The 22,802-nt window shown below is 64.5% G+C and carries 24 protein-coding genes; 19 read left to right on the forward strand and 5 right to left on the reverse strand.

Features of this window, described 5'->3' with window-relative positions; all coding sequences use genetic code 11:
• Positions 1-123 precede the first annotated feature (123 nt).
• Positions 124-363: a hypothetical protein gene (locus F2P46_RS10305; RefSeq protein ID WP_229509215.1), complete on the reverse strand. Its 240-nt coding sequence runs from the start codon at positions 361-363 to the stop codon at positions 124-126.
• 103 nt (positions 364-466) lie between these two features.
• A complete protein-coding gene (locus tag F2P46_RS10310; protein WP_166888497.1) occupies positions 467-889 on the reverse strand; it encodes a thioredoxin family protein in 423 nt (140 codons plus the stop codon).
• 315 nt (positions 890-1,204) lie between these two features.
• Between F2P46_RS10310 and tsaB the strand changes: the two genes are divergently transcribed.
• The 4 genes from tsaB to F2P46_RS10330 are packed head-to-tail and all read left to right on the forward strand — an operon-like array spanning position 1,205 to position 4,260.
• Positions 1,205-1,921 (forward strand): tRNA (adenosine(37)-N6)-threonylcarbamoyltransferase complex dimerization subunit type 1 TsaB, encoded by a 717-nt coding sequence (tsaB, locus tag F2P46_RS10315; RefSeq protein ID WP_166888499.1) that lies wholly within the window; start codon positions 1,205-1,207, stop codon positions 1,919-1,921.
• A complete protein-coding gene (rimI, locus tag F2P46_RS10320; protein ID WP_166888502.1) occupies positions 1,918-2,388 on the forward strand; it encodes a ribosomal protein S18-alanine N-acetyltransferase in 471 nt (156 codons plus the stop codon). The genes tsaB and rimI overlap by 4 nt, the downstream gene beginning before the upstream one ends.
• The gene (locus F2P46_RS10325) at positions 2,385-3,317 is read left to right on the forward strand and encodes a uracil-DNA glycosylase (protein WP_166888505.1); all 933 of its coding nucleotides are present in this window, start codon (positions 2,385-2,387) and stop codon (positions 3,315-3,317) included. The genes rimI and F2P46_RS10325 overlap by 4 nt, the downstream gene beginning before the upstream one ends.
• Positions 3,301-4,260, forward strand: a complete 960-nt coding sequence (locus F2P46_RS10330; RefSeq protein WP_166888507.1) for a DUF1853 family protein — start codon at positions 3,301-3,303, stop codon at positions 4,258-4,260. Before F2P46_RS10325 ends, F2P46_RS10330 begins: the two co-directional genes overlap by 17 nt.
• Here F2P46_RS10330 and lplT read toward each other — a convergent pair whose 3' ends face one another.
• Positions 4,261-5,523 carry a lysophospholipid transporter LplT gene (gene lplT / locus F2P46_RS10335; protein WP_166888511.1) on the reverse strand — a complete coding sequence of 421 codons (1,263 nt, stop codon included), beginning with the start codon at positions 5,521-5,523 and terminating at the stop codon, positions 4,261-4,263.
• A 127-nt stretch (positions 5,524-5,650) separates the two neighbouring features.
• On the opposite strand from lplT, the gene alr reads away from it, so the two are divergent.
• The 5 genes from alr to F2P46_RS10360 all read left to right on the forward strand — a co-directional run bounded on the left by alr (position 5,651) and on the right by F2P46_RS10360 (position 11,421).
• Entirely contained in the window at positions 5,651-6,757 is a 1,107-nt protein-coding gene (gene alr, locus F2P46_RS10340) for an alanine racemase (protein ID WP_166888514.1), read from the forward strand.
• Positions 6,750-8,126 carry a DNA repair protein RadA gene (gene radA / locus F2P46_RS10345; RefSeq protein WP_166888516.1) on the forward strand — a complete coding sequence of 459 codons (1,377 nt, stop codon included), beginning with the start codon at positions 6,750-6,752 and terminating at the stop codon, positions 8,124-8,126. Before alr ends, radA begins: the two co-directional genes overlap by 8 nt.
• 60 nt (positions 8,127-8,186) lie before the next feature.
• Entirely contained in the window at positions 8,187-8,507 is a 321-nt protein-coding gene (locus tag F2P46_RS10350; RefSeq protein WP_166888519.1) for a PilZ domain-containing protein, read from the forward strand.
• A gap of 164 nt (positions 8,508-8,671) precedes the next feature.
• The gene (fliD, locus tag F2P46_RS10355; RefSeq protein ID WP_166888522.1) at positions 8,672-10,039 is read left to right on the forward strand and encodes a flagellar filament capping protein FliD; all 1,368 of its coding nucleotides are present in this window, start codon (positions 8,672-8,674) and stop codon (positions 10,037-10,039) included.
• Positions 10,040-10,050: 11 nt separating this feature from the next.
• Positions 10,051-11,421, forward strand: a complete 1,371-nt coding sequence (locus F2P46_RS10360) for a glutamine synthetase family protein (protein WP_166888525.1) — start codon at positions 10,051-10,053, stop codon at positions 11,419-11,421.
• Positions 11,422-11,566: 145 nt separating this feature from the next.
• Here F2P46_RS10360 and F2P46_RS10365 read toward each other — a convergent pair whose 3' ends face one another.
• The gene (locus F2P46_RS10365; RefSeq protein WP_166888528.1) at positions 11,567-12,613 is read right to left on the reverse strand and encodes an Rpn family recombination-promoting nuclease/putative transposase; all 1,047 of its coding nucleotides are present in this window, start codon (positions 12,611-12,613) and stop codon (positions 11,567-11,569) included.
• 225 nt (positions 12,614-12,838) lie between these two features.
• Between F2P46_RS10365 and F2P46_RS10370 the strand changes: the two genes are divergently transcribed.
• Entirely contained in the window at positions 12,839-13,705 is an 867-nt protein-coding gene (locus tag F2P46_RS10370; RefSeq protein ID WP_166888531.1) for a hypothetical protein, read from the forward strand.
• A 6-nt stretch (positions 13,706-13,711) separates the two neighbouring features.
• Here the strand turns inward: F2P46_RS10370 and F2P46_RS10375 are convergent, their stop codons facing one another.
• Positions 13,712-14,287 (reverse strand): CPCC family cysteine-rich protein, encoded by a 576-nt coding sequence (locus F2P46_RS10375; protein WP_166888534.1) that lies wholly within the window; start codon positions 14,285-14,287, stop codon positions 13,712-13,714.
• Between the two features lie 315 nt (positions 14,288-14,602).
• Here F2P46_RS10375 and F2P46_RS10380 point away from each other — a divergent pair, with 315 nt between their 5' ends.
• The 9 genes from F2P46_RS10380 to F2P46_RS10420 are packed head-to-tail and all read left to right on the forward strand — an operon-like array spanning position 14,603 to position 22,382.
• Positions 14,603-15,784 (forward strand): type II secretion system F family protein, encoded by a 1,182-nt coding sequence (locus F2P46_RS10380; RefSeq protein ID WP_166888537.1) that lies wholly within the window; start codon positions 14,603-14,605, stop codon positions 15,782-15,784.
• Positions 15,781-17,457: a GspE/PulE family protein gene (locus F2P46_RS10385; RefSeq protein WP_166888540.1), complete on the forward strand. Its 1,677-nt coding sequence runs from the start codon at positions 15,781-15,783 to the stop codon at positions 17,455-17,457. Before F2P46_RS10380 ends, F2P46_RS10385 begins: the two co-directional genes overlap by 4 nt.
• Positions 17,438-18,094, forward strand: a complete 657-nt coding sequence (locus F2P46_RS10390) for a hypothetical protein (RefSeq protein ID WP_166888542.1) — start codon at positions 17,438-17,440, stop codon at positions 18,092-18,094. Before F2P46_RS10385 ends, F2P46_RS10390 begins: the two co-directional genes overlap by 20 nt.
• Positions 18,091-18,660, forward strand: coding sequence for a hypothetical protein (locus tag F2P46_RS10395; protein WP_166888545.1), 570 nt, complete (start codon positions 18,091-18,093; stop codon positions 18,658-18,660). The genes F2P46_RS10390 and F2P46_RS10395 overlap by 4 nt, the downstream gene beginning before the upstream one ends.
• A complete protein-coding gene (locus F2P46_RS10400; RefSeq protein ID WP_166888548.1) occupies positions 18,657-19,181 on the forward strand; it encodes a type II secretion system protein GspM in 525 nt (174 codons plus the stop codon). The genes F2P46_RS10395 and F2P46_RS10400 overlap by 4 nt, the downstream gene beginning before the upstream one ends.
• Positions 19,181-19,660, forward strand: a complete 480-nt coding sequence (locus F2P46_RS10405) for a hypothetical protein (protein ID WP_166888551.1) — start codon at positions 19,181-19,183, stop codon at positions 19,658-19,660. The genes F2P46_RS10400 and F2P46_RS10405 overlap by 1 nt, the downstream gene beginning before the upstream one ends.
• On the forward strand, positions 19,657-21,549 hold the full coding sequence (locus F2P46_RS10410) for a secretin N-terminal domain-containing protein (protein WP_166888553.1): 1,893 nt from the start codon (positions 19,657-19,659) through the stop codon (positions 21,547-21,549). The genes F2P46_RS10405 and F2P46_RS10410 overlap by 4 nt, the downstream gene beginning before the upstream one ends.
• 1 nt (position 21,550) lies before the next feature.
• A complete protein-coding gene (locus tag F2P46_RS10415; protein WP_166888556.1) occupies positions 21,551-22,024 on the forward strand; it encodes a type II secretion system protein in 474 nt (157 codons plus the stop codon).
• Positions 21,999-22,382 (forward strand): prepilin-type N-terminal cleavage/methylation domain-containing protein, encoded by a 384-nt coding sequence (locus tag F2P46_RS10420; protein ID WP_166888558.1) that lies wholly within the window; start codon positions 21,999-22,001, stop codon positions 22,380-22,382. Before F2P46_RS10415 ends, F2P46_RS10420 begins: the two co-directional genes overlap by 26 nt.
• Positions 22,383-22,802 lie beyond the last annotated feature (420 nt).

The raw sequence follows: 22,802 nt of genomic DNA on the forward strand, positions 1-22,802 counted from the left end.
AGCTGCTCTGAGGTAGAATTCATGCCGGGCAAGGTGCGTTCGTGTTGAAATTGTGTTTTATGGATAACTCACATTTTATCAATCACTTACGGCATTCTTGCCCTTTTTTATGCAAAATTCAGGCTAGTGGATCCATTTCGCGGCGGCGAAGGCGACTCCGGCCAGCGTGATGGCAGTGGCGACAAACCACTTGAGCATTTTCGTCTCCAGTGCCGCTATCGAAACTTGCAGCGCCGCTATGTCCGCCTTGGTGGCGTAGTTGGACCGGATCACCGCAACGTCGCGCTCCACCGCCGCAAGACGTTCCAGGATCTTTTCTGTCACCAATTCAAGTTTGACGATACGGGCTTCCATGATGTCCATTATCTGCGCTTCCCAAAAAACGTTCAACCACGATCTCTCATCGTCGGCGATCCGTTTTCGGGTGCTGTTGACTTGACTCAAACGAGCGCATGGTGCGCCAGGTTCAGGCGCGCCGCAGCAGTGCGCGCAGATTGCATTGCTGCTGCCACAGGCGCCGCTCGTCGCTGCTGCGCGCCTGGAGCGCCAATTCCTCGTCCGATTGCGCAACCTGGGCCTGGATCAGCCGTTCGGCCAGCGCCGGGTCGGGCAGCATGGTGCCGAAGAAAGTCACCATGTCGTGGCGCTGGATCAGCAGGGTCGGGAAGTTGTCGACATCGAGGTCGCCCACCACCTCGGCCTGGTCTTCGATATCGATCCAGATGAAGTGCTTGTCGGGGTGGCGCGCGGCCAGGCCGTCGAAGGCGGCGCGGTAGGAGGCGCAGGTGCCGCACCAGGCCGCGCACAGGCAGGCGACGATCCAGCGCTCGCCGCCCAGCGCTTGCGCAATGCTGTCGCGGTTGTCGGAGTCGAGTGTGTGGCTGTGCATGAGCGGCATTCTACATCGGGCGACGAAGCCCTGCTTGCTTAAGAGCCTATCTCAGTAGATCGGAGTCGCTGCTGCCGCGCCTGGCAAGCGAGTGCCGCCTCGGTATTCCTTCGGAATACCCTCGTCGTTGCATGGCTAGCCATGCGGCCTCCTCGCGCCTTGCCCTCGCTTGCCATGCATCGCCTACGCGCATGTCGCCTACGCGCATGTCGCCTACGCGCATGTCGCCTACGCGCATGTCGCCATCAGCTTCCCCCGATCTACTGAGATAGGCTCTAAGCGCCAGGGCGGCACCCGGCCGGGTTAAAATACGGGATGTCTATTATTCTCGCTATTGAAACCTCGTCCGAGATGGCGTCCTGCGCCTTGCTGCGCGGCGACATCGTCATCGCCCGTGAATCGTCCGGCGTACGCACCCACTCGCAATCGATCCTGCCGATGGTGCAGGAACTGCTGGCCGAGGCCGGCATCGCCCTGAAGCAGTGCGACGCCATCGCCTTCGGCGCCGGTCCCGGATCCTTTACCGGCGTGCGCACCGCCTGCGGCATCGCCCAGGGCCTGGCCTACGGCGCCGGCTTGCCGGTGCTGCCCCTGATCACGCTCGAAGCGATGGCCGTGGCCTGCCGCCAGCAGCATGGCGCCACCGATGTGGTGGCCGTGCTCGACGCGCGCATGGGCGAAGTCTACTGGGCCCAGTACCGCTACGATAGCGGCGCCGGCCTGTGGCGCGAACTGGCCGCGCCGGTGCTGTGCGCACCCGGGGCCGTGGCGCCATTGCCGGTAGAGGGCCCGCTGGCCGCTTGCGGCAATGGCCTGGCGGCCTATCCCGACGCGTTTCCCGGTGAGGCCTTCGGGGCCATGTATCCGGACATCATGCCGCACGCCGCCCAACTGGCGCCGCTCGGGCGCGCCGCGCTGGCGGCGGGCAAGGCGCTCGGCGCGGCAGACGCCCAGCCGCTCTACCTGCGCAACAAGATCGCCTACACCAGCGCGGAACGCAGCGTGATCAACGCCGCCAAGGCCGCCGCATGAGCGCGCTGCGTGACGATGACCACCTGGTCTATGCGCCGATGGTGGCGGCCGATGTCGACGACGTGTTCGCGCTGGAACAGCAGGTTTACCCGCATCCCTGGACGCGCGGTAACTTCAGCGATTCGCTCGGCAGCGGCTACAACGCCTGGGTGCTGCGCGAGCGCGGCGGGGCGCTGATCGGCTATTTTTTGCTGATGCCGATAGTCGACGAAGCGCACCTGCTCAACGTGGCCGTGGCCGCCGCGCGCCAGGGCGAAGGCTTGGGCCGCTACCTGCTCGACAAGGTCGCCGCCTGCGCACGCGGGCTGTCGATGGACTCGATCCTGCTCGAAGTGCGCCCGTCCAACGTGCGCGCGCTGGCCGTCTACCAGCAGTATGGCTACACTGAAATCGGCCGCCGCCGCGGCTACTATCCCGCCCATGACGGCAAGCGCGAGGATGCCATCGTGATGAGGTTTGTCTTATGAGTACCAGCGCGCGCGACAGCGTCTTTTTGCAGGAGATGGGCATCGGCCCGCTGTGGACCTTGCGCGATGGCGCCGCCGGCGTGGCCGACGAGGCGTACTCCGACGAGCTTGCCGCTCCCGCGCAGCAAGCCGCGCCCCAGCCTGCCGCCGTGCCCGTGCCTACCGCCGTGCCTACCGCCGTGCCTAGCTCCGTACCTACCGCCATGCCCACCATCGCTGCGGTCGTCATGCCGCCCCCGCCGGTGGTGGCCAGGGCCGCGCCGCCCGCCGTCAGTCCTGCCACCAGCCCGGCCACCGATTCGGCCTGGGGCGAGGAGCCGCCCGCGCCGCCACCGACCGACGACGAGATCGCCGCCATGGACTGGGCCCAGCTCAAGAACGCCATCGCCAATTGCACCCGCTGCGGCCTGTGCAAGGGCGGACGCAAGCCGGTCTACGGCAACGGCGCGCAGCAGGCGCACTGGCTGGTGGCCGCCGGCGCCTCCACCGCGTCCGACGAAAAGGCGCGCCAGCCGGTGTCGGGCGAACCGGGCAAGCTGCTGGCCAACATGCTGGCCGCGGTCGATCTTTCGCGCGAGAGCAATGTGTACGTCACCAATTTGATCAAATGCCGTCCGACCAGCGCCAACGGCGGCGACCGCGCCCCGAGCGCCGAGGAAGCGCTGGCCTGCCGGCCCTACCTCGACCGCGAACTGGCGCTCTCCGGCGCATCGATGGTGCTCACGCTCGGCCAGATCGCCGCCAACGCCCTGCGCGGCAAGCCCTTGCAGGAAGCGCTGGCCGGTGCGCGCGGCCAGGTGCACGAACTGGCCGGCGTCAAGCTGGTGGCCACCCTGCATCCGGGCGAGCTGCTGCGGCGCGGCGCCGACAAGGCGCTGGCCTGGGCCGACCTGTGCCTTGCGCGGGAGCACGATGAGCGGCGCGCCTGACAACTACCAGGCCGGCTTCGCGCGCCGCTGGGGGCAGCTGACGCAGCCGCACGTGCGTGCGCTGGCCTGGCTGCTGCACGCGCCCGACCTGCTCGATCCGGACGACTCGCATTGGGAAGGCCGCATCGCCAGCCTGGGCGTGCTGCCGGCGGCGCTCGACGACTGGCTGCTCGGCCTCGATGCCGATCCCGCGCGCCTGCTCGAGGCGCTCGGCACGCGCAACTACACGCGCCTGGGCCTGTATGCCGAAAAGCTGATGGCTTTCTATTTCCGCGAGCATGGCCAGTTGGTGGCGCACGGCTTGCAGGTGCGCGCCAGCCGCAACGATACGGTCGGCGAGTTCGATTTCCTGCTCGATCCCGGTGATGGCGGCCTCGAGCACATCGAGTTCGCCACCAAGTTTTATCTGCTGGAAGGATCGGCGGCATCGCGCTTCGACACCTTTGTCGGCCCCAACCTGGCCGACAGCCTGGGCGCCAAGATGCGCAAGATTTTTGACCGGCAGCTGGCGCTCGGTTCGCACCCGGCGGCCCAGGCCGTGCTGCCGCGTCCCGTCACGCGGGCGCGGGCCCTGGTCAAGGGATGGCTGTTCTATCCGGGCGGCGCGGGGCAGGCGATGGATGGCATCTCCGGCCGGCATTGCCGCGGCTTCTGGTGCGCGCTCGACGAGGTGGCGGCGTTGGCGCCGGACGCCTGGGTGATCTTGCCGCGCCTGCAATGGCTGGCGCCGTTCCGCGCGCCGGACCAGGCCGGATTGCTGAGCCGGGCACAGTTGCAAGCCACCCTGGCCGAGAAATTCGACAGCGTGCCGATGCCGCTGCTGGTGGCCGCCGTGCGCGTGGAGGACGGCTGCCTGATCGAAACGCAACGCGGTTTCATCGTCCCCAACGACTGGCGCGTGCGCGCCGCCTTCCGCCAGAAAATGGTGGGGCAGGGCGCCTGATCAGTGCTTGTGCTCGCCGATCAGGGCGAGCGAATCGTGCTCGGCCTGGTTCATCTTGTGCTTGCGCATGATCAGGAACATGATGCCCGCCACCGACAGGCCGAAGCCGATGATCACAATATTCAAGTCCACTTTCAAGGTGATCAGGATGGCGTAAATGGCCAGCATGGTCAGGATCGACAGGTTTTCATTGAAATTCTGCACGGCGATCGAGTGGCCTGCGCTCATCAGGACGTGGCCGCGGTGTTGCAGCAGTGCGTTCATCGGCACCACGAAGAAGCCCGACAGCACACCGATCAGCAGCAACAGCGGATAGGCGATCAGGACCGAATGGACCATGGTCATGCAGACCACGACCACGCCCATGGCAATGCCGAGCGGGATCACGGTCAGCGACTTCTTGAGCGGAATCATCTTGGCCGAGCTGGCGGCGCCCACGGCCACGCCGAGCGCGACGATGCCGATCAGGGTGGTGGCTTTGTCGAGCGGCATGTGCAGCGATTTCTCGGCCCACTTGAGCACGATGAATTGCAAGGTCGCGCCGGCGCCCCAGAACAGGGTGGTCACGGCCAGCGAAATCTGGCCCAGCTTGTCTTTCCACAGCAATGAAGAGCAATTCGCGAAGTCGGCGATCAGCCTGGCCGGGTTGCGTTCCTGGTGGGCATACTTGGCCAGGGTGTCGGGAATGCGCAGGTTGAACAGGGTTGCCAGGATATACACGGCCACCACCACGCACAGGGCCGCTTCGGTGGTGTTGTCGATGCCGGTGTCGATGAACGGCATGTCCAGGCCGAGCATGAAGGCTGAGGCCTTGGCGCTGACCAGCGCGCCGCCCATCACGGTGCCGAGGATGATCGACATCACCGTCAGGCCTTCGATCCAGCCATTGGCGGCGACCAGTTTCTCTGGTGGTAACAATTCAGTGAGGATGCCGTACTTGGCCGGCGAATATACCGCCGCGCCGAAGCCGACCACCGCATAGGCCAGCAGCGGGTGGACCTGGAAGAAGATGAGCGCGCAGCCGGCCACTTTGACCAGGTTGGCGATGAACATCACTTTGCCCTTGGGCATGGAATCGGCGAAAGCGCCGACAAATGGCGCAAGGAGCACATAGAAGAGGACGAAGGAAAGCTTGAGCAAAGGCGTCAGCGAAGCCGGCGCATTCATGGAGATCAGCAGATCGATCGCCACGAACAGCAAGGCGTTGTCTGCCAGCGACGAAAAAAACTGCGCCGCCATGATGGTGTAAAAACCACGATTCATTCGAGAAGTCTAAAAGCTAGTGTGGGTTGCTTTATACCATGAATGGCTGGGAAGCCAAAGAAATCGGCGCGTCGGAACGGGCTGCGTCCGGTAAAATACAGGCTTGCCAACCACCCCATTTCGCACTATGCCGCGCCCGCTCATCGCCACGATTCACTTAGATTCCATGCAGCATAACCTGATGCGGGCGCGCGACTGCGCACCGCACGCCAAGGTGTGGGGGGTGGTCAAGGCCAACGCCTACGGCCATGGGCTCGAACGCGGCATGCGCGGCTTTGCCGACGCCGACGGGCTGGCCCTGATCGAAACCGAGAACGCGGTGCGCCTGCGCGAACTGGGCTGGACGCGCCCGATCCTGCTGCTGGAAGGGATTTTCGACGCCGGGGATGTCGACTTGTTGGTGCGCCATCAGCTCAACAGCGCTGTACATACGGTGGAGCAGATCGTGCTGCTGGAGCAGGCGACGCTGCCCGGCCCGATCGACATCCACCTGAAGATGAATACCGGCATGAACCGGCTCGGCTTCCGGCCGGAAGCCTTCGGCGCCGCGTATGCCCGCTTGCGCGCCATCCCCGCGGTGCGCGAGATTACCCTGATGACCCACTTCGCCAACGCCGATGAGCTCGAACACCCCCGGCTGACCGTGCTCGAGCAGGTGCGCCGCTTCTGCCTGGGTGCGGACGGCTTGCCCGGCCAGCGCAGCCTGTCGAACTCGGGCGGCGTGCTGCACCAGGGGGCGCTGTCGGACGAATTGTCGAACGACTGGGTGCGTCCCGGCATCATGCTGTACGGCGGCACCCCGGGCGGGCGCAGCGCGGCCGCATTCGACCTGCGTCCGACCATGACCCTGGCCAGCGAAATCATCGGCGTGCAAGACCTGGTGGCGGGCGACTCGGTCGGCTACGGCAGCGGCTTCCAGGCCGAGTGGCCGATGACAGTGGGCATCGTTGCATGCGGCTACGCCGACGGCTACCCGCGCCACGCTCCGCACGGCACCCCGGTGATGGTCGACGGCATCCTCACCAAGCTGGTGGGCCGGGTATCGATGGACATGATGGCGGTCGACCTGACCCACGTGCCGCGCGCGGGGGTCGGCAGCAAGGTGATCCTGTGGGGCGCCGGCTTGCCGATCGACACCGTGGCCAACGCCGCCGGCACTATCGGTTACGAATTAATGTGCGCGCTGGCACCCCGCGTGCGCGTCGTGGAAGGCAATCTGGATCTCAATGGCTAAAGTTAAAACGCAATACACCTGCAGCGACTGCGGCGGGATCAGCAACAAATGGACCGGGCAGTGCGCCGCCTGCCATCAGTGGAACACGATGGTCGAGACGGTGCTCGACACGCCTGGCGTGAACCGCCTGTCCCAGACCCAGCACAGGAGCCTGGCGCAGACCGCGCCGGTGCTGTCGCTGGCCGACATCGAGGCGGTCGACGTGCCGCGCTTCGGCACCGGTATCGAAGAATTCGACCGCGTGCTGGGCGGCGGGCTGGTCTCGGGCGGAGTGGTGCTGATCGGCGGCGACCCCGGCATCGGCAAGTCGACCCTGTTGCTGCAGGCGCTGGCCAATATCTCGCACATCAAAAGTACCTTATATGTGAGCGGCGAAGAATCGGGCGCCCAGATCGCCCTGCGCGCGCGCCGGCTCGGCGTCGATGGCAAGGAACTTAAGCTGCAGGCCGAGATCCAACTTGAGAAGATCCTCGGCACCCTGGCGGACCTGAAGCCCGAAGTGGCGGTGATCGACTCGATCCAGACCGTGTATTCCGACGCGCTGACCTCGGCGCCCGGTTCGGTGGCGCAGGTGCGCGAGTGCGCGGCGCAATTGACCCGGGTGGCCAAGCAGACCGGCGTGACCATTATCCTGGTCGGCCATGTGACCAAAGAGGGCGCGCTGGCCGGGCCGCGCGTGCTTGAGCACATTGTCGACACGGTGCTGTATTTCGAGGGCGATACCCAGTCCAGTTTCCGGCTGGTGCGGGCGATCAAGAACCGCTTCGGCGCGGTCAATGAGCTGGGCGTGTTCGCGATGACCGAAAAAGGCTTGAAAGGGGTGTCCAACCCCTCGGCGCTGTTTCTGTCGCAACACGACAACCAGGTGCCTGGCTCGTGCGTGATGGTGACGCAAGAGGGTACGCGGCCCTTGCTGGTCGAAATCCAGGCGCTGGTCGATACCAGCCACCTGCCCAATGCGCGCCGCCTGTCGGTGGGGCTGGAGCAGAACCGGCTGGCGATGCTGCTGGCGGTGCTGCACCGGCACGCCGGTATCGCCGCGTTCGACCAGGATGTCTTCATTAATGCGGTGGGTGGGGTCAAGATCACCGAACCGGCGGCCGATCTGGCGGTGCTGCTGGCAATTAACTCGTCGATGCGCAGCAAACCGCTGCCGCGCGGCCTCGTGGTGTTCGGCGAAGTGGGGCTGGCGGGCGAAATCCGGCCGGCGCCGCGCGGCCAGGAACGCTTGCGCGAAGCGGCCAAGCTGGGTTTTTCAATTGCAATGATTCCCAAAGCCAACGTGCCGAAGCAGAAAATCGAAGGCATGACCATCGTCGCGGTCGAACGGATCGACGAAGCATTTAACAAACTGCGCGAACTGGATTAGCCAACCGGTGTTGCAAATTAAAACTATAATGTATGACTCTGCAATGCCAACGGGCGAAACGTGTTTAACGAACAAAGACAAGCGCAGCGAAAATTGTTAAAAGTTAAAGCTGTGGTGACGGTGGACGGTTCCGCACCGGCCGCGGTCAAGACGGTGGATGTGGGTGCGAACGGGATGTGCATCATGTCGCCCGAGCCGATCCAGGTGGGGGCGAGCGCGCAGTTGCGCTTCGACCTGTTCGTCGATGGCGCCATGACCACGATTGATGTACGCGGCAAGGCCTCGTACTGCATTTTGAGTCATGGCGACTTCAAGGTCGGCTTCAGCTTCCTTAATCTGAATTTGTCGGGGGTGACGCAGCTGGCCAAGTTTCTGAAGTAAGACTGACTGACGCGGGGTCTGGGCATGCATCGTCCGCCCGCGACTGGCGCAAGCTTGTTCTCCGCCGCCATTGACCTGGCTCAGGTCTTGATCAGGAATTTGAACGAAGTGCGGCAAGCGAATGTGTTACCTTTACGTTAAACGTGAATCAAAGGTAAAACTTCATGGCCGTGCCGATCAATTCCAACAGTGTCCTGGGTGGCCTCAAGTCGGGCAATGCCGCCTCCGCCGAGATGGTCGGCCGGGTCAACAAGAGCTTGTTTGCGCAAAACGCCGGGGTCCAGAAACTCAGCGCCCAGCTGACCCGCGACCAGACCCGCCTGTCCGGGCTTGGGCAGTTGCAAAGCGCCTTGGCCAATTTCCAGTCGCTGACCCAGTCGCTGTCCGGCGCGGGCCTGCAAACCGGCGCCACCTCGTCCAGCCCCAACGTCCTGACCGCCGTGACCATGACCGGCGCCAAGTCTGGCACCTACGCAATTGACGTACAGCAACTTGCGCAGTCGCAAACCCTGCTGACGCTTCCGCAAAAGGACAAGGATGCGCCGATCGGCAACGGCCTGCCCAGCGCCATCAAGGTCGAATTCGGCACCGAGTCGGGCAGCGGCTTCACGCCAAACGGCAGCGTTCGTTCAATCAACATCGACATTGGCAACAATACCTTGCAAGGCATGGCGGACGCTTTCAAGGCCGCCGGCATCGACGCCACCATCGTCAAGGGCAGCGCCGGCTTCGCGCTGCAACTGAAGGGGCCGGAAGGCGCGGCCGGCAGCATGCGCATCAGCGCCGGCGGCGACGCGGCGGTCGAAAAACTGCTGGCCTACAATCCGGCCGGCCTCAAGAACCTGACGGCCGGCAGCACCGCTCAGGACGCCGTACTCAATATCGACGGCAAGCGCGTCACCAGTTCGGGCAACGTCATTACCGGCCAGATCGGCGGCACGGCGCTGGCGCTGACCGCCAAGGGCGCTACCAAAATGGTTGTCGCGCAGGAAACCGGCGCGATCGCCAAAAATATCGGCAATTTTGTCGATGGCTTCAACAAGCTCTCGTCCACCTTGCAAGGCTTGCAGCAGGGCGGCCTGAAATCCGATCCCGCCCTGCGCCAGGCGCAGGACCAACTGACGAATATGGTTCGCAGCAATAGCGAGGCGCTGGAAAAAGCCGGCGTTTCGCTCGACAAGAATGGCACGCTCAAGATCGACGCAAAGGCCTTGGCGTCGGCGGTTCAGGCCGACCCGAACGCGGTCAGCAAATTGTTCACCGACGGCGGCAAGGGCATTGCCGACAAGCTGGACACGCAGTTGGGCCAGTTGCTCGGCGCCGGCAGCAGCATCGTCAAGGAAAAACTGACGGTCGAGCGCAGCGTCAGCACGCTGACCGGCCAGAAAACCGCGCTCACCAGCGCGCTCAATGCCCAGGCGAGCAACCTGGTTGCGCGCTACACCGAGATCAGCCAGGGTAGCGGCGCCAACAGTGCCTTGCCCGGCCTGCCCGGAGGAGGGGCCCGCTCGCTGTTTGATTTCATGGCTTGAGGAGATGTCGAATGGCGGTTCGCAAGAACTTTACTTTCAGCGATATGGACCTGTGGCTCAACCAGCGCCAGGTCACCGAAATTGAATGCCTGGTACCGGACCTGACCGGCGTCGCGCGCGGCAAGATCCTGCCGCGCACCAAATTCACCAACGAACGCGGCATGCGCATGCCGGAAGCCGTGCTCGGCATGACCGTCACCGGCAATTATCCGGCCAACGACGTCGCGTACTTCCGCGCCATTTCCGAGACCGACCGCGACATGGTGCTGCGGCCCGACCCGTCCACCATCACCATGGTGCCGTGGGCGCTCGACCCGACTGCCCAGGTTATCCACGACTGCTATTTTCCCGACGGCAGCCTGGTCGATTTTGCCCCGCGCAGCGTGCTGCGGCGCGTACTCAAGCTGTATGCGGACAAGGGCTGGGAACCGAGCGTGGGTCCCGAACTGGAGTTTTACCTGACCGCGCGCAACAACGACCCCGACCTGCCGCTGCGCTCGCCCATCGGCCGTAGCGGCCGTGCCGAAACCAGCCGCCAGATCTACAGCATCGACGCCGTCAACGAATTCGACCCCCTGTTCGAGGATATCTACGACTTCTGCGAGCTCATGCAGCTCGACGTCGACACCCTGATCCACGAAATCGGCGCCGGCCAGTTCGGCATCGACCTGCTCTCGTGCGAGCCGCTGACCATGGCCGACAATGTTTTCTTCTTCAAGCGCACCTTGCGCGAAGCGGCGCTCAAGCACAATATGTACGCCACCTTCATGGCCAAGCCGCTCGCCAACGAGCCGGGCTCGGCGATGCACGTGCACCAGGGCGTGACCGACAGCGGCACCGGTCTGAACCTGTTCAGTACCCCGGAAGGAGCGCCGTCGCCCGCGTTTTACCATTACATCGGTGGCTTGCAGCGCTACATGCCGGCGGCGATGGCGCTGGCCGCGCCATATGTCAATTCGTATCGGCGCATCGTGCGCCACACCACCGCGCCCATCAATGTGCAGTGGGGGCTGGATAACCGCACGGTCGGCTTTCGGGTGCCGGAGTCGACAGCGCAGGAGCGCAAGGTGGAAAACCGCGTCATTGGGGCCGACGCCAATCCCTACCTGGCATTCGCCGTCACGCTGGCGTGCGGCTATCTCGGCATGACGGAAGAGATCGAGCCGAGCGCGATGACAGTTGGCAGCGCCCACGCGCTCGACTTTGAGCTGCCGCAGGGCTTGCCGCAAGCGTTGAGCCTGCTGCGCGCGGAAGACAAGCTGCGCGACGTGCTGGGCGAGCGGTTTGTCGACGTATATGCCGCTATCAAGGACCAGGAACACCTGGAATTCATGACCGTTATCAGCCCTTGGGAGCGCGAGCATTTGTTGCTGCATGTGTAGGGAAGGATGGTCTCTTCAACTTTCTTGTGGTCCTGACTGGCGCAACGAGCATGACATGATTCAACTGCGGCCTTCGTCTGGTATGTCCCGTACGCGCATGTCCCGTACGCGCATGTCCCGTACGCGCATGTCCCGTACGGGCATGTCATCTCTCCCCGAACACTTCCTCCAGACTGGGCGCGGCGAGGGCATGTTCGAACCATTCTTCAAGCTCAGCATGCGTGGCCTTGTCGATACGCTGGCCAGCTGGCGCAGGCAGGTCGCCGAAGCGGCGGCGCAACACGCTTCTCAGCATGGCGCGCAGTGCGATGAGCTTCCCTTCGGCCATGCCTTCGGCCTTTCCTTCCGCCTTACCTTCAGCTTTACCTTCAGCTTTACCTTCAGCTTTACCTTCGGCTTTACCTTCGGCGCGTCCTTTTTTGAAACCGATATACTCGAATTCTTCTGCCCAGGTTGCAAATTTGCGTCCCATGTCGGCAAACTCCTCCATATTCTCCAATGAAAACGGCCCCGGTCGTCCGGACCGGCGCTCCGCCACGCGGTTCGCCCATGCTGCGACCGATCGGCGCAGGGCGAGTTGCGGCGTTGCGCGTAGCCAGGTGATCAGCGCTGGTGCTACCTCCTTTAAGACATCGGGAGCCGATGAAAGTTCGAACAGGAACAGCAGTGACAACACATTCGCATTCGCTTTGAGCGCTGCCTGGTCCAGGCGCTTCTGGTCGATCAGCAGGTAGCGCTGGGATGGCTGGAACGGCGCCAGCCCGGCAGGCGCTTCCATCAGGAGCTTGGCCAACTCCATGCTGGCGCTCCAGCGCCGCTTGCCGTTGTAAAAGACCAGCGGCAACACCGGCGGTAGCAGGCCCCCGCGTTGCAATTCGTGGCGCTTGACCAGGTCCTGGTGCAGCAAGCCGATATAGGTCTGCATGCGCAGGGCCATCCAGGGGTCAACGCTGGACTGGAATTCCAGAAGCAGGTACACGTACAGGCAATGGTCGCCGACCTGTACGCGCCACACCATGTCGCCCTCGCGCGCCGATGCTTGCTCGCTTACATACGTGGCATTGACCCGCTTGAAGGACGACAGCGCGACGTTTTCGAACAGCTTGAAGGGCGTAAAGTCAGCGATCAGATCGCGCACCAGTTCCGGGTGGGCGAACAGCGAACGGTAGCCGAGGTCGTGGTGGGCGGTCATGGCGCATTGTAGCGAGGGACAGTACCCGCCCGTTGCGCTGGCTCAGGCGTACGTGGGGCACGAAACAGGCCATTCAAGGTCGCCGCCTCGTGCGAACATCGTCGCGGGTTTTCACGGCAGGCAAGCGCGATACTGCCGCAACCACCCTGGCGAGTTGTGTAAAATGAAATGACTTTAAGATACGCCACCGTTGTTGTTCGATCGAAGCACCCCAAGGATAAGCTTATGAATAACATTCTGTTTTCCATCGCCGCACTGCTGCTTCTCGCAGGTTGCAGCAACAATGTCGATTTCTCGATAGATAACCCGACCGATGCGGCAATCAAACTGCAGATTGATCAAACGGACTATGAGATCCCGGCAAATCAATCGAAAAAGATTACATTGAAAGCCGGCGAGCACAGCATGGACGCGCCCGTGGCGGGAAAAATCAAGTTCATTGTCTATGCTGAGCGCAAGGGCGGTCTGATCAACCCAACGCTGAGCGACTACGTGATTGTCAGCGTCGCTTACGTTACCGGCGAAGAGAAGCTGAAGAACTTCAGGCCGGGGGGCGGCGGCCCGTTCAAGCTCGATGGCGTGCCTTTCAGCGGTCCTTTCAAGCTCGTGAACGGATTGTTTATCGAGAACGATTGGCGCTTCGGCGTGCGCGAACCTTTTCCCACCTCGCTGCAAGGATATGACCCGGGTGGTGGTGGCAACATCTACAGCAAGCTGTTTACCGCAGCGGACTTTGTACGTTACTTCGAGAGCGAATCGGAGCAAGCCGGTTTCTTCGAGAAGCATCGCCAGCACATCGTTTCCGCACCGCGCAAGCCGGTTGCGCCGGCCCCGCTGCCCGATTTCGCGGACCCGCAACTGCAGAGTGCGTCGCTCAAGCTGCGCGAGCTGTACCAGCGCTACCAGCAAGCCGTCACGCCGGACGAGCAGAAACAATTGCAAAGCGAACGCCACAAGCTGACGATGGAGTTCGTGAGCCTCTCCGCGCGCCGCCTGGGCAACTCGCCTGCGCAGGAGAACGACAAGTACAACAAGTTCATCACCCAGATCGGCACGGTGTTGGGGTCGTCGGCGCTGGTAAAAGCGCCATGAAACGCGCTATTGACCTGCTGATGGGATGGCCAATCCATATCGCTGTTTACCGTCGGGAAGAACGTATCGCCGGCTCGCCCCGGTAACGGCGCCGATGCGCTGGAAATTCTCTTGCGCCTGACGCAGCGTCTGGTGATTTAGCCCGCTGTGGCTGCTTAACTCTGTCATCCCGTCATCTTCCCAAAAGCACACGCGGCCAATCTCGTCATTCGCACTCGTTTGCACGCTCAGGTAGCGGCAACACAGACATACCACCATCTCATCGACATCGACATCGACATCGCCCTCGACCGTGACGTTCCCGTCAGGCAGGGCGAGCTGCATCGACAGATACGTGTTGACCACGCCCATGTAGCTGTAGTCAAGCGCAAGCGGCACGAGCGGGTCATACAGCGCGCGCGTGGGGTCGTCCGGCTCAACAGAATAGGCCAGCATCGACTTCAACGGATCGGGCAGCCCGGCATATCCGGGACCATCGGCATCGCTGAACCACCAATCAAGCAACAGGCTCGCCCGCTGCTCGGTCGAAAGTCGCGCAAGGTCGCGGCGGGCCAGCAGGCCGATTGCTGCATCTCTGTTCATAAAGCATCTTAACTCAGCTGCAGGCCCGCTTATCCGCCATCGCAGGCACCATGATGGACGTTTTGCAATGAAAAATTGCGGAAGTCGTGTCTTTAAAGTCACATATCCAAATGACATCAACGGTAGTAGAATGTGAATTGGTCAGGCCGCTGCTTAAGTGGCCGGACCGATGATGTTAGGTGGGCGTGCACCTTTGTGTGGTGGCAAACCATAACGCGTTCGACCAAGATGTTTTTGAAAGCAGGGGCAGCATGAATCCATTTCCACGCCGGCAGTTGCGCGGCCCAGTCGCCAGCCTCGCGCGCTGATCCGCCCGTGCGCTTCGCGATTCGTGCCGTGGGACCCGACAACCGGGTCCAGATGCTGGAACTGGACGCCAGCGATGCCGTCGCCGCATCGCGCGCCGCTGTCGAACGCCGCCTGACGGTGCTCGACGTGCGGCCGCTCGCGCTGCAGGCCCAGCGGCGCGGCAAGACCTTTTCCCTGATGCTGTTCACCCAGGAGTTGCTGGCCCTGCTCGAAGCGGGCCTCGGCCTGGTCGAAAGCCTGGAAGCGCTCAGCGAAAAAGAATCCCACACCGATACCGGCGCGCTGCTGGCCCGCCTGCTGGCGCGCATGCGCGACGGCTTGCGCTTTTCGGTGGCGATTGCGGCCGAACCGGAGTCGTTCCCGCCCCTGTTCGGCGGCATCGTCAAGGCGGCCGAGCGCACCAGCGACCTGCCGCAGGCGCTCACGCGCTACATCGAATACCAGGTGCGCGTCGATGGCGTGCGCAATCGCCTGGTCAGCGCCTCGATCTATCCGGTCATCCTGCTCACCGTCGGCAGCGCGGTCAGCATGTTCTTGCTCGGGTACGTGGTGCCCAAGTTCTCCGCCGTCTACCAGGGCAGCGGACGCGAACTGCCGATGCTGTCGCAGTGGCTGATCAAGTGGGGCGGCGCCGTCGCCGGCCATGGCATGGCGATCCTGCTGGCCATGGCGGGCATCGGCGCGGCGCTGTTCTTCTGGCTGCGCCGCATGCACCGCTCCGGCCACTTGATGCAGCTGTTTACGCGCCTGCCGGGCGTGCGCGAACGCATGCACATCCTGGAACTGGCGCGCTTGTACCTTACCCTCGGCATGCTGCTCGAAGGCGGCATCGCCGTGGTGTCGGCGCTCGACATGGTTAGCGGCGCCATCTCGCCGGGGCGGCGTGGCGCATTGGCGGCGGCGCGCCACGCCATCGCTCAGGGCGGCAGCTTTTCCGAGTCGCTCGAACAGAACGGATTGACCACGCCGATCGCGCTGCGCATGCTGCGCGTGGGTGAGCGCTCCGGCCAACTGGGGCTGATGCTCACCCGCGCCGCGCTGTTCTACGACGCCGAAACGACCTTGTGGATCGAAAAATTCAGCAAGACCTTCGAACCGGTGCTGATGGCGGCCATCGGCGTCGTCATCGGCGCCATCGTGGTGCTGCTGTACATGCCGATCTTCGACCTTGCCGGGACCCTGCAATGAACCCGGTCGAGATGGCGCCCATGATGGCGTCCCTGCGCGCCGCGCAAAACAACGCGCGCCAGTCGGGCCGCGCCTTTTTTGCCGAACTCGAAGCGCTGACCCGGTCGGAGCCGCGCCTGCTGCTGGCGCAGGCGGCCGATGTGTTCCGCCTGCCCGCGATCGACATGGCGGCCATGCTGGCCTGTACCCCGCTGTTCGAGCGCTTGCCGCTGGCGCGCGCCCAGCAACGCCAGTGCGTGCTGCTGCAGGGCGCCGACGGCTTGTGGGCGGTGCTGTGCGACCCCTACGCGCAAGACCTGCAGGTGTGGGTCGAAACCCTGGCCGGGGCCCCGGTGCGCTGGCGCCTGGCGCTGCCGGCCGATCTGCATGCTTACCTGTCCAAGCAGGAGGAATCGGTGCGCTCGGTCGACTCGCTCGTGATGGGCGAAGCAGGCGAGGGCGATTGCGCGCGCCTGATGGAAAGCCTCTCCTATGCCTCGCTGGGCGACGCCGGCAGCCCGGCCGTCAAGCTGGTCAACTCCACCTTGTACGATGCGCTCAAGTCCGGCGTATCGGACATCCACTTCGAAAGTACGCCCGGCGGCATGCTCACCAAGTACCGCATCGACGGGGTGCTCGCCCAGGCCGCGCAAGTGGCCGGCAGCGCGCTCGCGGAGCAGGCCATCTCGCGCATCAAGGTGCTGGCCGAACTCGATATCGCCGAGCGCCGCGTGCCGCAGGACGGCAGTTTCCGGGTCGAGGCGCAGGGGCGCGAAATCGACCTGCGCGTGTCGATCATGCCGAGCGTGCATGGCGAAGACGCCGTCATCCGGATTCTCGACAAGCAGTCGATGATCAGCGCGCACGGCACGCTCACGCTCGATTCGTCGGGGTTCGCGCCCGACCACCTGGCCACCATGCGGCGCCTGGTGTCGGAACCGTACGGCATGGTGCTGGTGACCGGGCCGACCGGCTCGGGCAAGACCACCACCTTGTACGGCGCCATCACCGAAATCAACAGCGGCCACGAAAAAATCATCACCATCGAAGACCCGGTCGAGTACCAGCTGCCCGGCATCCTGCAAATTCCGGTCAACGACAAGAAGGGACTGTCGTTCGCGCGCGGCCTGCGCTCGATCCTGCGGCACGACCCGGACATCATCATGGTCGGCGAGATCCGCGACAAGGAAACCGGCGAAATCGCGGTGCAGTCGGCGCTGACCGGCCACCTGGTGCTCTCCACCGTCCACGCCAACAACGTGTTCGACGTGTTCGGACGCTTTGCCCACATGGGCATCGACCCGTACTCGTTTGTCTCGGCCCTCAATGGCGTGATCGCGCAGCGCCTGGTGCGCCTGTCGTGCCGCCAGTGCAGCGCCCCGTACACGCCGCACGACGAGGAACTGGTGCGCAGCGGCCTGCCGCGCGCCGCCGTTTCGCACTACAACTTCCGGCGCGGCGTGGGCTGCGGCGAGTGCCGTGGCACCGGCTACAAGGGACGGCGCGCCGTGGCCGAAATCCTGATTCTCGACGACGCGCTGGCCGAACTGGTGATCGAACGCCGTCCGCTGCGCCAGATCAAGGAGCTGGCCCGGGCCGCCGGCATGCGCAGCCTGTTCGATGATGCGCTGGCGCTGGTGGCCACCGGAGAAACCACGCTGGAGGAGGTCAAACGTGTCACTCTGGCAGGCTGAAAACATCGGCGTCGATATCGGCGCCCACACCATCGCGCTGCGGCGCGGCGCGCAGCGCACCACGCTCAAGGCGGCGGGCGGCGACTGGGCCGCGCTGGGCGTCGAACTGGCGCAGCTGCTGCCGGCGCGCGCGCGCCTGTCGGTGCGCGTGGCCGATTGCTGGAGCCGTACCTTCTTGCTCGAAGCGCCGGCCGGCATTGGCGGCCTGCGCGACTGCCGCCTGCTGCTCGACGCCCGCTTCGAAACCCTGTACGGCCAGGCGCCGGCCGACTGGCTGCTGCAAGCGGACTGGCAGGCCGGCGCGCCGATGCTGGCGTGTGCTATTCCGCGCAGCCTGCGCCAGGCGCTGGCCGGGTTTTCGCTGGCGCGCCTGTTGCCGGCGCTGCTGCAGGATTGGAGCCGCCACTGCGCGGCGCTGCCGCTTGACGGCGTCTGGTGCGCGGCGGCCGACGGCGTGGTTAACCTGCTGGTCTGGCACAATGCGCGCCTGCAACTGGTTCGCCAGCAGCCGGGTACGGACGTCGACGGCTTGCTGGTGCTGGAAATGGCGCGTCTTGGTGTCGCCTTGCCGGCCGCGCGCTTCTGGTCCGGCCCGGCCGCGCCGGCCGGCTGGACGCATCTGGAGGCAGCCGCATGAAGCCGATGATGATCGACTTCGCCGACCAGCGCGGCGCGTGGCGCTGGGACTGGCGCATGCGCGGCACCCAGCTGGGCGTGGCGTTCGCCTTGCTCGCCATGGTGCTGGGCGGCCTGGCATTCGGACGCGGCGTACGCGTGCAGCACGAGCTGCAAGAGGCGAGGGCGGCGCAGGCCGTGCGCCTGGCCGCGAGCGACCAGCGCGAGCGCGCCGGGCGTAGCCGCTCGCAGCCGCTGGCCGAAGAGGCGCAATTGCTGCGCCAGGCCATGCTGCAACGCGCGCAGCCCTGGGAAGAGATCTTCGGCGCGTTTGAGCGCGTGCCGCAGGCGCGCCTGCACTCGTTCGAACCCGATCTGGCGCGCGGCGTGGTCAAGGTCCAGGCCAACATGGACGATGTGGCTGGATTGCAGGAGTACCTGCGGTCCCTGAAAAGCAGCCCGGTCTTTGCGCGACTGAGCCTGATGCGCCACGAAGCGGCGGCCGAAGGCGGCATCAACTTCCATTACGAAGCGCAGCTCTCGGCCCCGTACCGGCTGCCCGATACCCCGATCCGGAGCGCCCCATGATGCAATGGAACGCGCTGCGCTGGCGCCTTGAGGTGCTGGCGGTGCGCCACGGTTTGTGGATGCTGCCCGGCGCGGCCTTGCTGCTGTGCGCATTGCTGGCCTGGCTCTGGTGGCTGCCATCGCAGGAAGCGGCCTTGCGCGACACACTGGCCATGCGGGTGAACGAACAGGCAACCGCCAGCGTGCCGGTCGCCGCGCCGCACAGCGCACTGCCGCCGGCGGCGCGCGCCGATGCGGCCCTGCAGCGCCTGTTCGCGCTCGCGGCGGAACACGGACTGACGATCGCGCAGGCCGATTACCGGCGCCAGGAAACGGGCCACGTCGGCCGCTGGCAAGTGCAGATGCCGGCCACCGGCACCTATCCGCAGGTGCGCCGCTTCCTGCGGGCGGCCCAGGCCATTCCCGGCCTGTCGCTTGACGAAGTTGGCATCCACCGCGCGCCGGTCGGCGCCGGGGTTGAAGCGCGGCTGCTGTTTTCGGTCTGGTTCACGCTTGACTCGCCAGCGGAAAAGGCGCCCTGATGTCGCCCCGTCTCAAGATCATGCTGGCGGTGATGCTGGGTGTCGGCCTGCTCATGCTGTTCGACAGTCCGTCCGAACCGGAGGTGGTGGGCGTGGCCGAACGCCCGCGCCGGCCGCAATCGACGCCCGTCGCCGCTGCGCCGCTGCGCGCGCCGCCGCCTGCGGTCGATCCTGCCAGCCCGGTGCCCGACCTGTTTGCCGGTGGCCCCATGCCGGCGGCGGAGCAGGGCGCGCCGCCGGCAAGGGATGACCCGGACGCCAGCGACAAGCCGCAAGCGCCGTTCGTCCTGCTCGGGTTCAAGGTGGAAGACGGCGTGCGCGAAGCGTATTTGCTGCGCAACGACGCCGTGCTGCTGGCGCGCGCGGGCAGCGTGTTCGAAAAGCGTTATCGCGTGCTGGCCCTGCGCCAGGAATCGGTGAACATTCAGGATCAACAAACCGGCAAGCAACACCGGATCAGTTTCGGGACAGAAGAATGAGAAAAATAGCAGGCAACCTGGCGTTGGCATGCAGCCTGGCCATGCTGGCCGCATGCGCGACCGGACCGCAGCCCACCCCGCCCGACATCCGTGCCTTGCTCGACGCCGGCAAGCTGGAAGAGGGCATGGCGCGCCTGGAGCACATGCTGGCCGCCACGCCGGGTCACATCGAAGCGCGCGTCCTGCTGGCCAACACGCGCATCGAGCTGACCAACCGGGTGCTGGCGCAGGCCGCCCGGGACGTGGCGCGCGGCGGTTGGGATGCGGCGCAGGAGGCTTACCGGCGCGCCGCCGCGCTGGGAGCCGTCGACCAGGCCATGATCGGCATGCGCAACCTGGCCGCGGCGCAGTCGCAAGCGCAGGCGCTGGCGGGCATCGAGCAGCAGCTCGCCGCCGGCAAGCGCACGGAGGCACGCGACGCCTTGCGCACGCTGGTAGCCAACTATCCGAAGAACGCGCGCGCGGCCAAGATGCTGCAAGCCTTGCAGGATCACGCCGCCGTGGCGCCCGGCGGCGCGGCGCTGGGGCAGGCATTCCAGAAGCGAATGAGTCTGCGCTTCCAGGATGCGCCGCTGCGCGCGGTGCTCGAATCGATGTCGCGCACCTCGGGCATCAGCTTCACGCTCGACAAGGACGTGCCGGCCGACCTGCGCGTGACGCTCAACCTGCAGGACACGACCATCGAGCAGGCGCTGCGCAATCTGTTAATGAGCGTGCAGATGGAGCAGCGCATCGTCGACGAGCGCACCGTGCTGCTGTACCCGAACGACGCGGCCAAGCAGCGCGACTACCAGAAGCTGACGATCCGCAGCTTCCGCATTGCCAACGCCGAAGCTAAAACCGTGGCCAACAGCCTGCGCACCCTGCTCAAGACACGCGACCTCGTGGTCGACGAAAAACTCAACATGCTGGTGCTGCGCGATACGCCCGAGACCATCCTCATGGCCGCCAAGCTGGTGGCGCTGCACGACGTGGCCGAACCGGAAGTCATGCTGGAAGTGGAGATCCTGGAAGTGCAGCGCAGCGACCTCGAATCGCTGGGCGTGAAGTGGCCGGGCAATGTGAGCCTCACGCCGCTCGGCGCGTCCACCCTGCTGTACGACGGCAGCGTGGCGACCAACCCGTTCACCCTGGGCGACCTGAAGAACCTCAATTCCAGGGGCTTGCTCGCCAGCGTCGACCCGATGCGCCTGTCGGCGTCGGTGAACCGCGATAACGTCAGCGTGCTGGCCAATCCGCGCGTCCGCATCAAGAGCCGCGAGAAGGCCCTGATCCGGGTCGGCGAGCGGGTGCCGAGCGTGTCGGCCAATGTCACCTCGACCGGCGTGACCTCGCAATCGGTCAATTACCTCGACGTGGGCCTCAAGCTCGAAGCCGAGCCGGTGGTGTACATGGACGATGAAGTATCGATCAAACTCAGCCTGGAAGTGAGCAGCATCCTCGGCACGATCTTCGACAGTAACGACCAGCCGTACGGCTACCGGATCGGCACGCGCAATGCCAGCACGGTGCTGCGCCTGCGCGATGGCGAGAACCAGGTGCTGGCGGGGCTGATCAGCGAAAACGACAAGCGTTCGTCAAGCGCCATTCCCGGCCTGGGCGAGCTGCCGATGCTTGAGCGGCTGTTCGGCAGCAAGGGCAGCGAGCGCACCAAGACCGAGATCGTGCTGTCGATCACGCCGCGCGTGCTGCGCAACCAGGCGCGCGGCGCCGGCGCCGAGGTGGAGTTCGACGCCGGGACCGATGCGAGCCTGCGTGGCCAGTCCGGCCAGTCCGGCCAGCCAGGCCAGCCGGGACAGTCGGCGCATGCGGCGCCACAAGAGCCGGCGCCGCCGCTGCCGGCGGCGCAACCGGCCAGCGCGCCGCTGCCTGAACGCAGCGGCGGCTGACATGCCCCGTGCGCGCGGATTCACGCTCATCGAGCTGATGGTAACCCTGGCGATCGTGGCGTTGCTCTCCACCATCGCCTTGCCGTTGGCGCAGGTGGCGGTGCAGCGCCAGAAGGAGCAGGAGCTGCGCCTGGCCCTGCGCGACATCCGCAGCGCGCTCGACGAATACAAACGCGCGGCCGGAGAGGGCCGCATCGCCAGCCTGCTCGATGGCAGCGGCTACCCGCCCAACCTGCAGGCGCTGGTGAACGGCGTGCCGGACCAGCGCAGCGCAAAGGCGCGCAAAGTGTTCTTCCTGCGCGCGGTGCCGCGCGATCCGTTCAGCACCGATCCGACCGTGCCGGCCGAACAGACCTGGCTCCTGCGCTCTTACCAGAGCGATCCGGCCGACCCCAAGCCCGGCGAAGATGTCTACGACGTGCATTCCAATTCTGAACAGGTGGGCCTCAATGGCATTGCGTACCGGCGCTGGTAAGCGCGGCTTCACGCTGATCGAACTGCTGGTGGTGCTGGCGATTCTGGCGCTGCTGCTGACGATCGCCGCGCCGCGTTTTTTTCGCAGTATCGACCAGTCGAAGGAAACGGTCCTCAAAGAGAACCTGCATATCACGCGCGAGGTGATCGACAAATTCTATGGCGATAACGGGCGCTATCCGCAGACGCTCGGCGAACTGGTGGAACGCAAGTACCTGCGCTCCCTGCCGCTCGATCCGATTACCGAAAGTACCTCGACCTGGATCCTCGTCGCGCCGGACAACGGCGCCGGCGTCTACAACCTCTACAGCGGCGCCACGGGCGCCGCGCGCGATGGCATGCCTTTCAGCCGCCTCTGATTCGCATCCCGATACGGAGTTCGTGCGGTCAGGCCAAATTGCCTGTGCCGCGCGCATTTTCGCGAATATTCACTTTTTGGACTGACCAAAAAATATTGTAAATCGACCAATAATCTATAGTGGTCAGGCCAAATGTTGTTTTTTGATCTTGCATTTTACATTTTTATCGGCATGAGGTCTTGTCGGTCTTGAAATAGCCACTCACTTGCCCAGCTTGCACGAAAAACGATGTCAGACAGACGTTGATATGAATTGAATGCATATACAAAGACGTTAGCCAATAAACAATGATCGTCACTGTGACAATCTCACACCGGGCTCATAGGTTTTGCGGGACTCGCCCCAAAATTGGTATCTTAATAATGCATTTGGTCATTTAACATGATATTGACACGACAATATAACAACGTGCATCCTCGC

This window comes from Massilia sp. CCM 8734 (genome assembly GCF_011682155.1).
Classification (GTDB): Bacteria; Pseudomonadota; Gammaproteobacteria; order Burkholderiales; family Burkholderiaceae_D; genus Telluria_A; species Telluria_A rubra.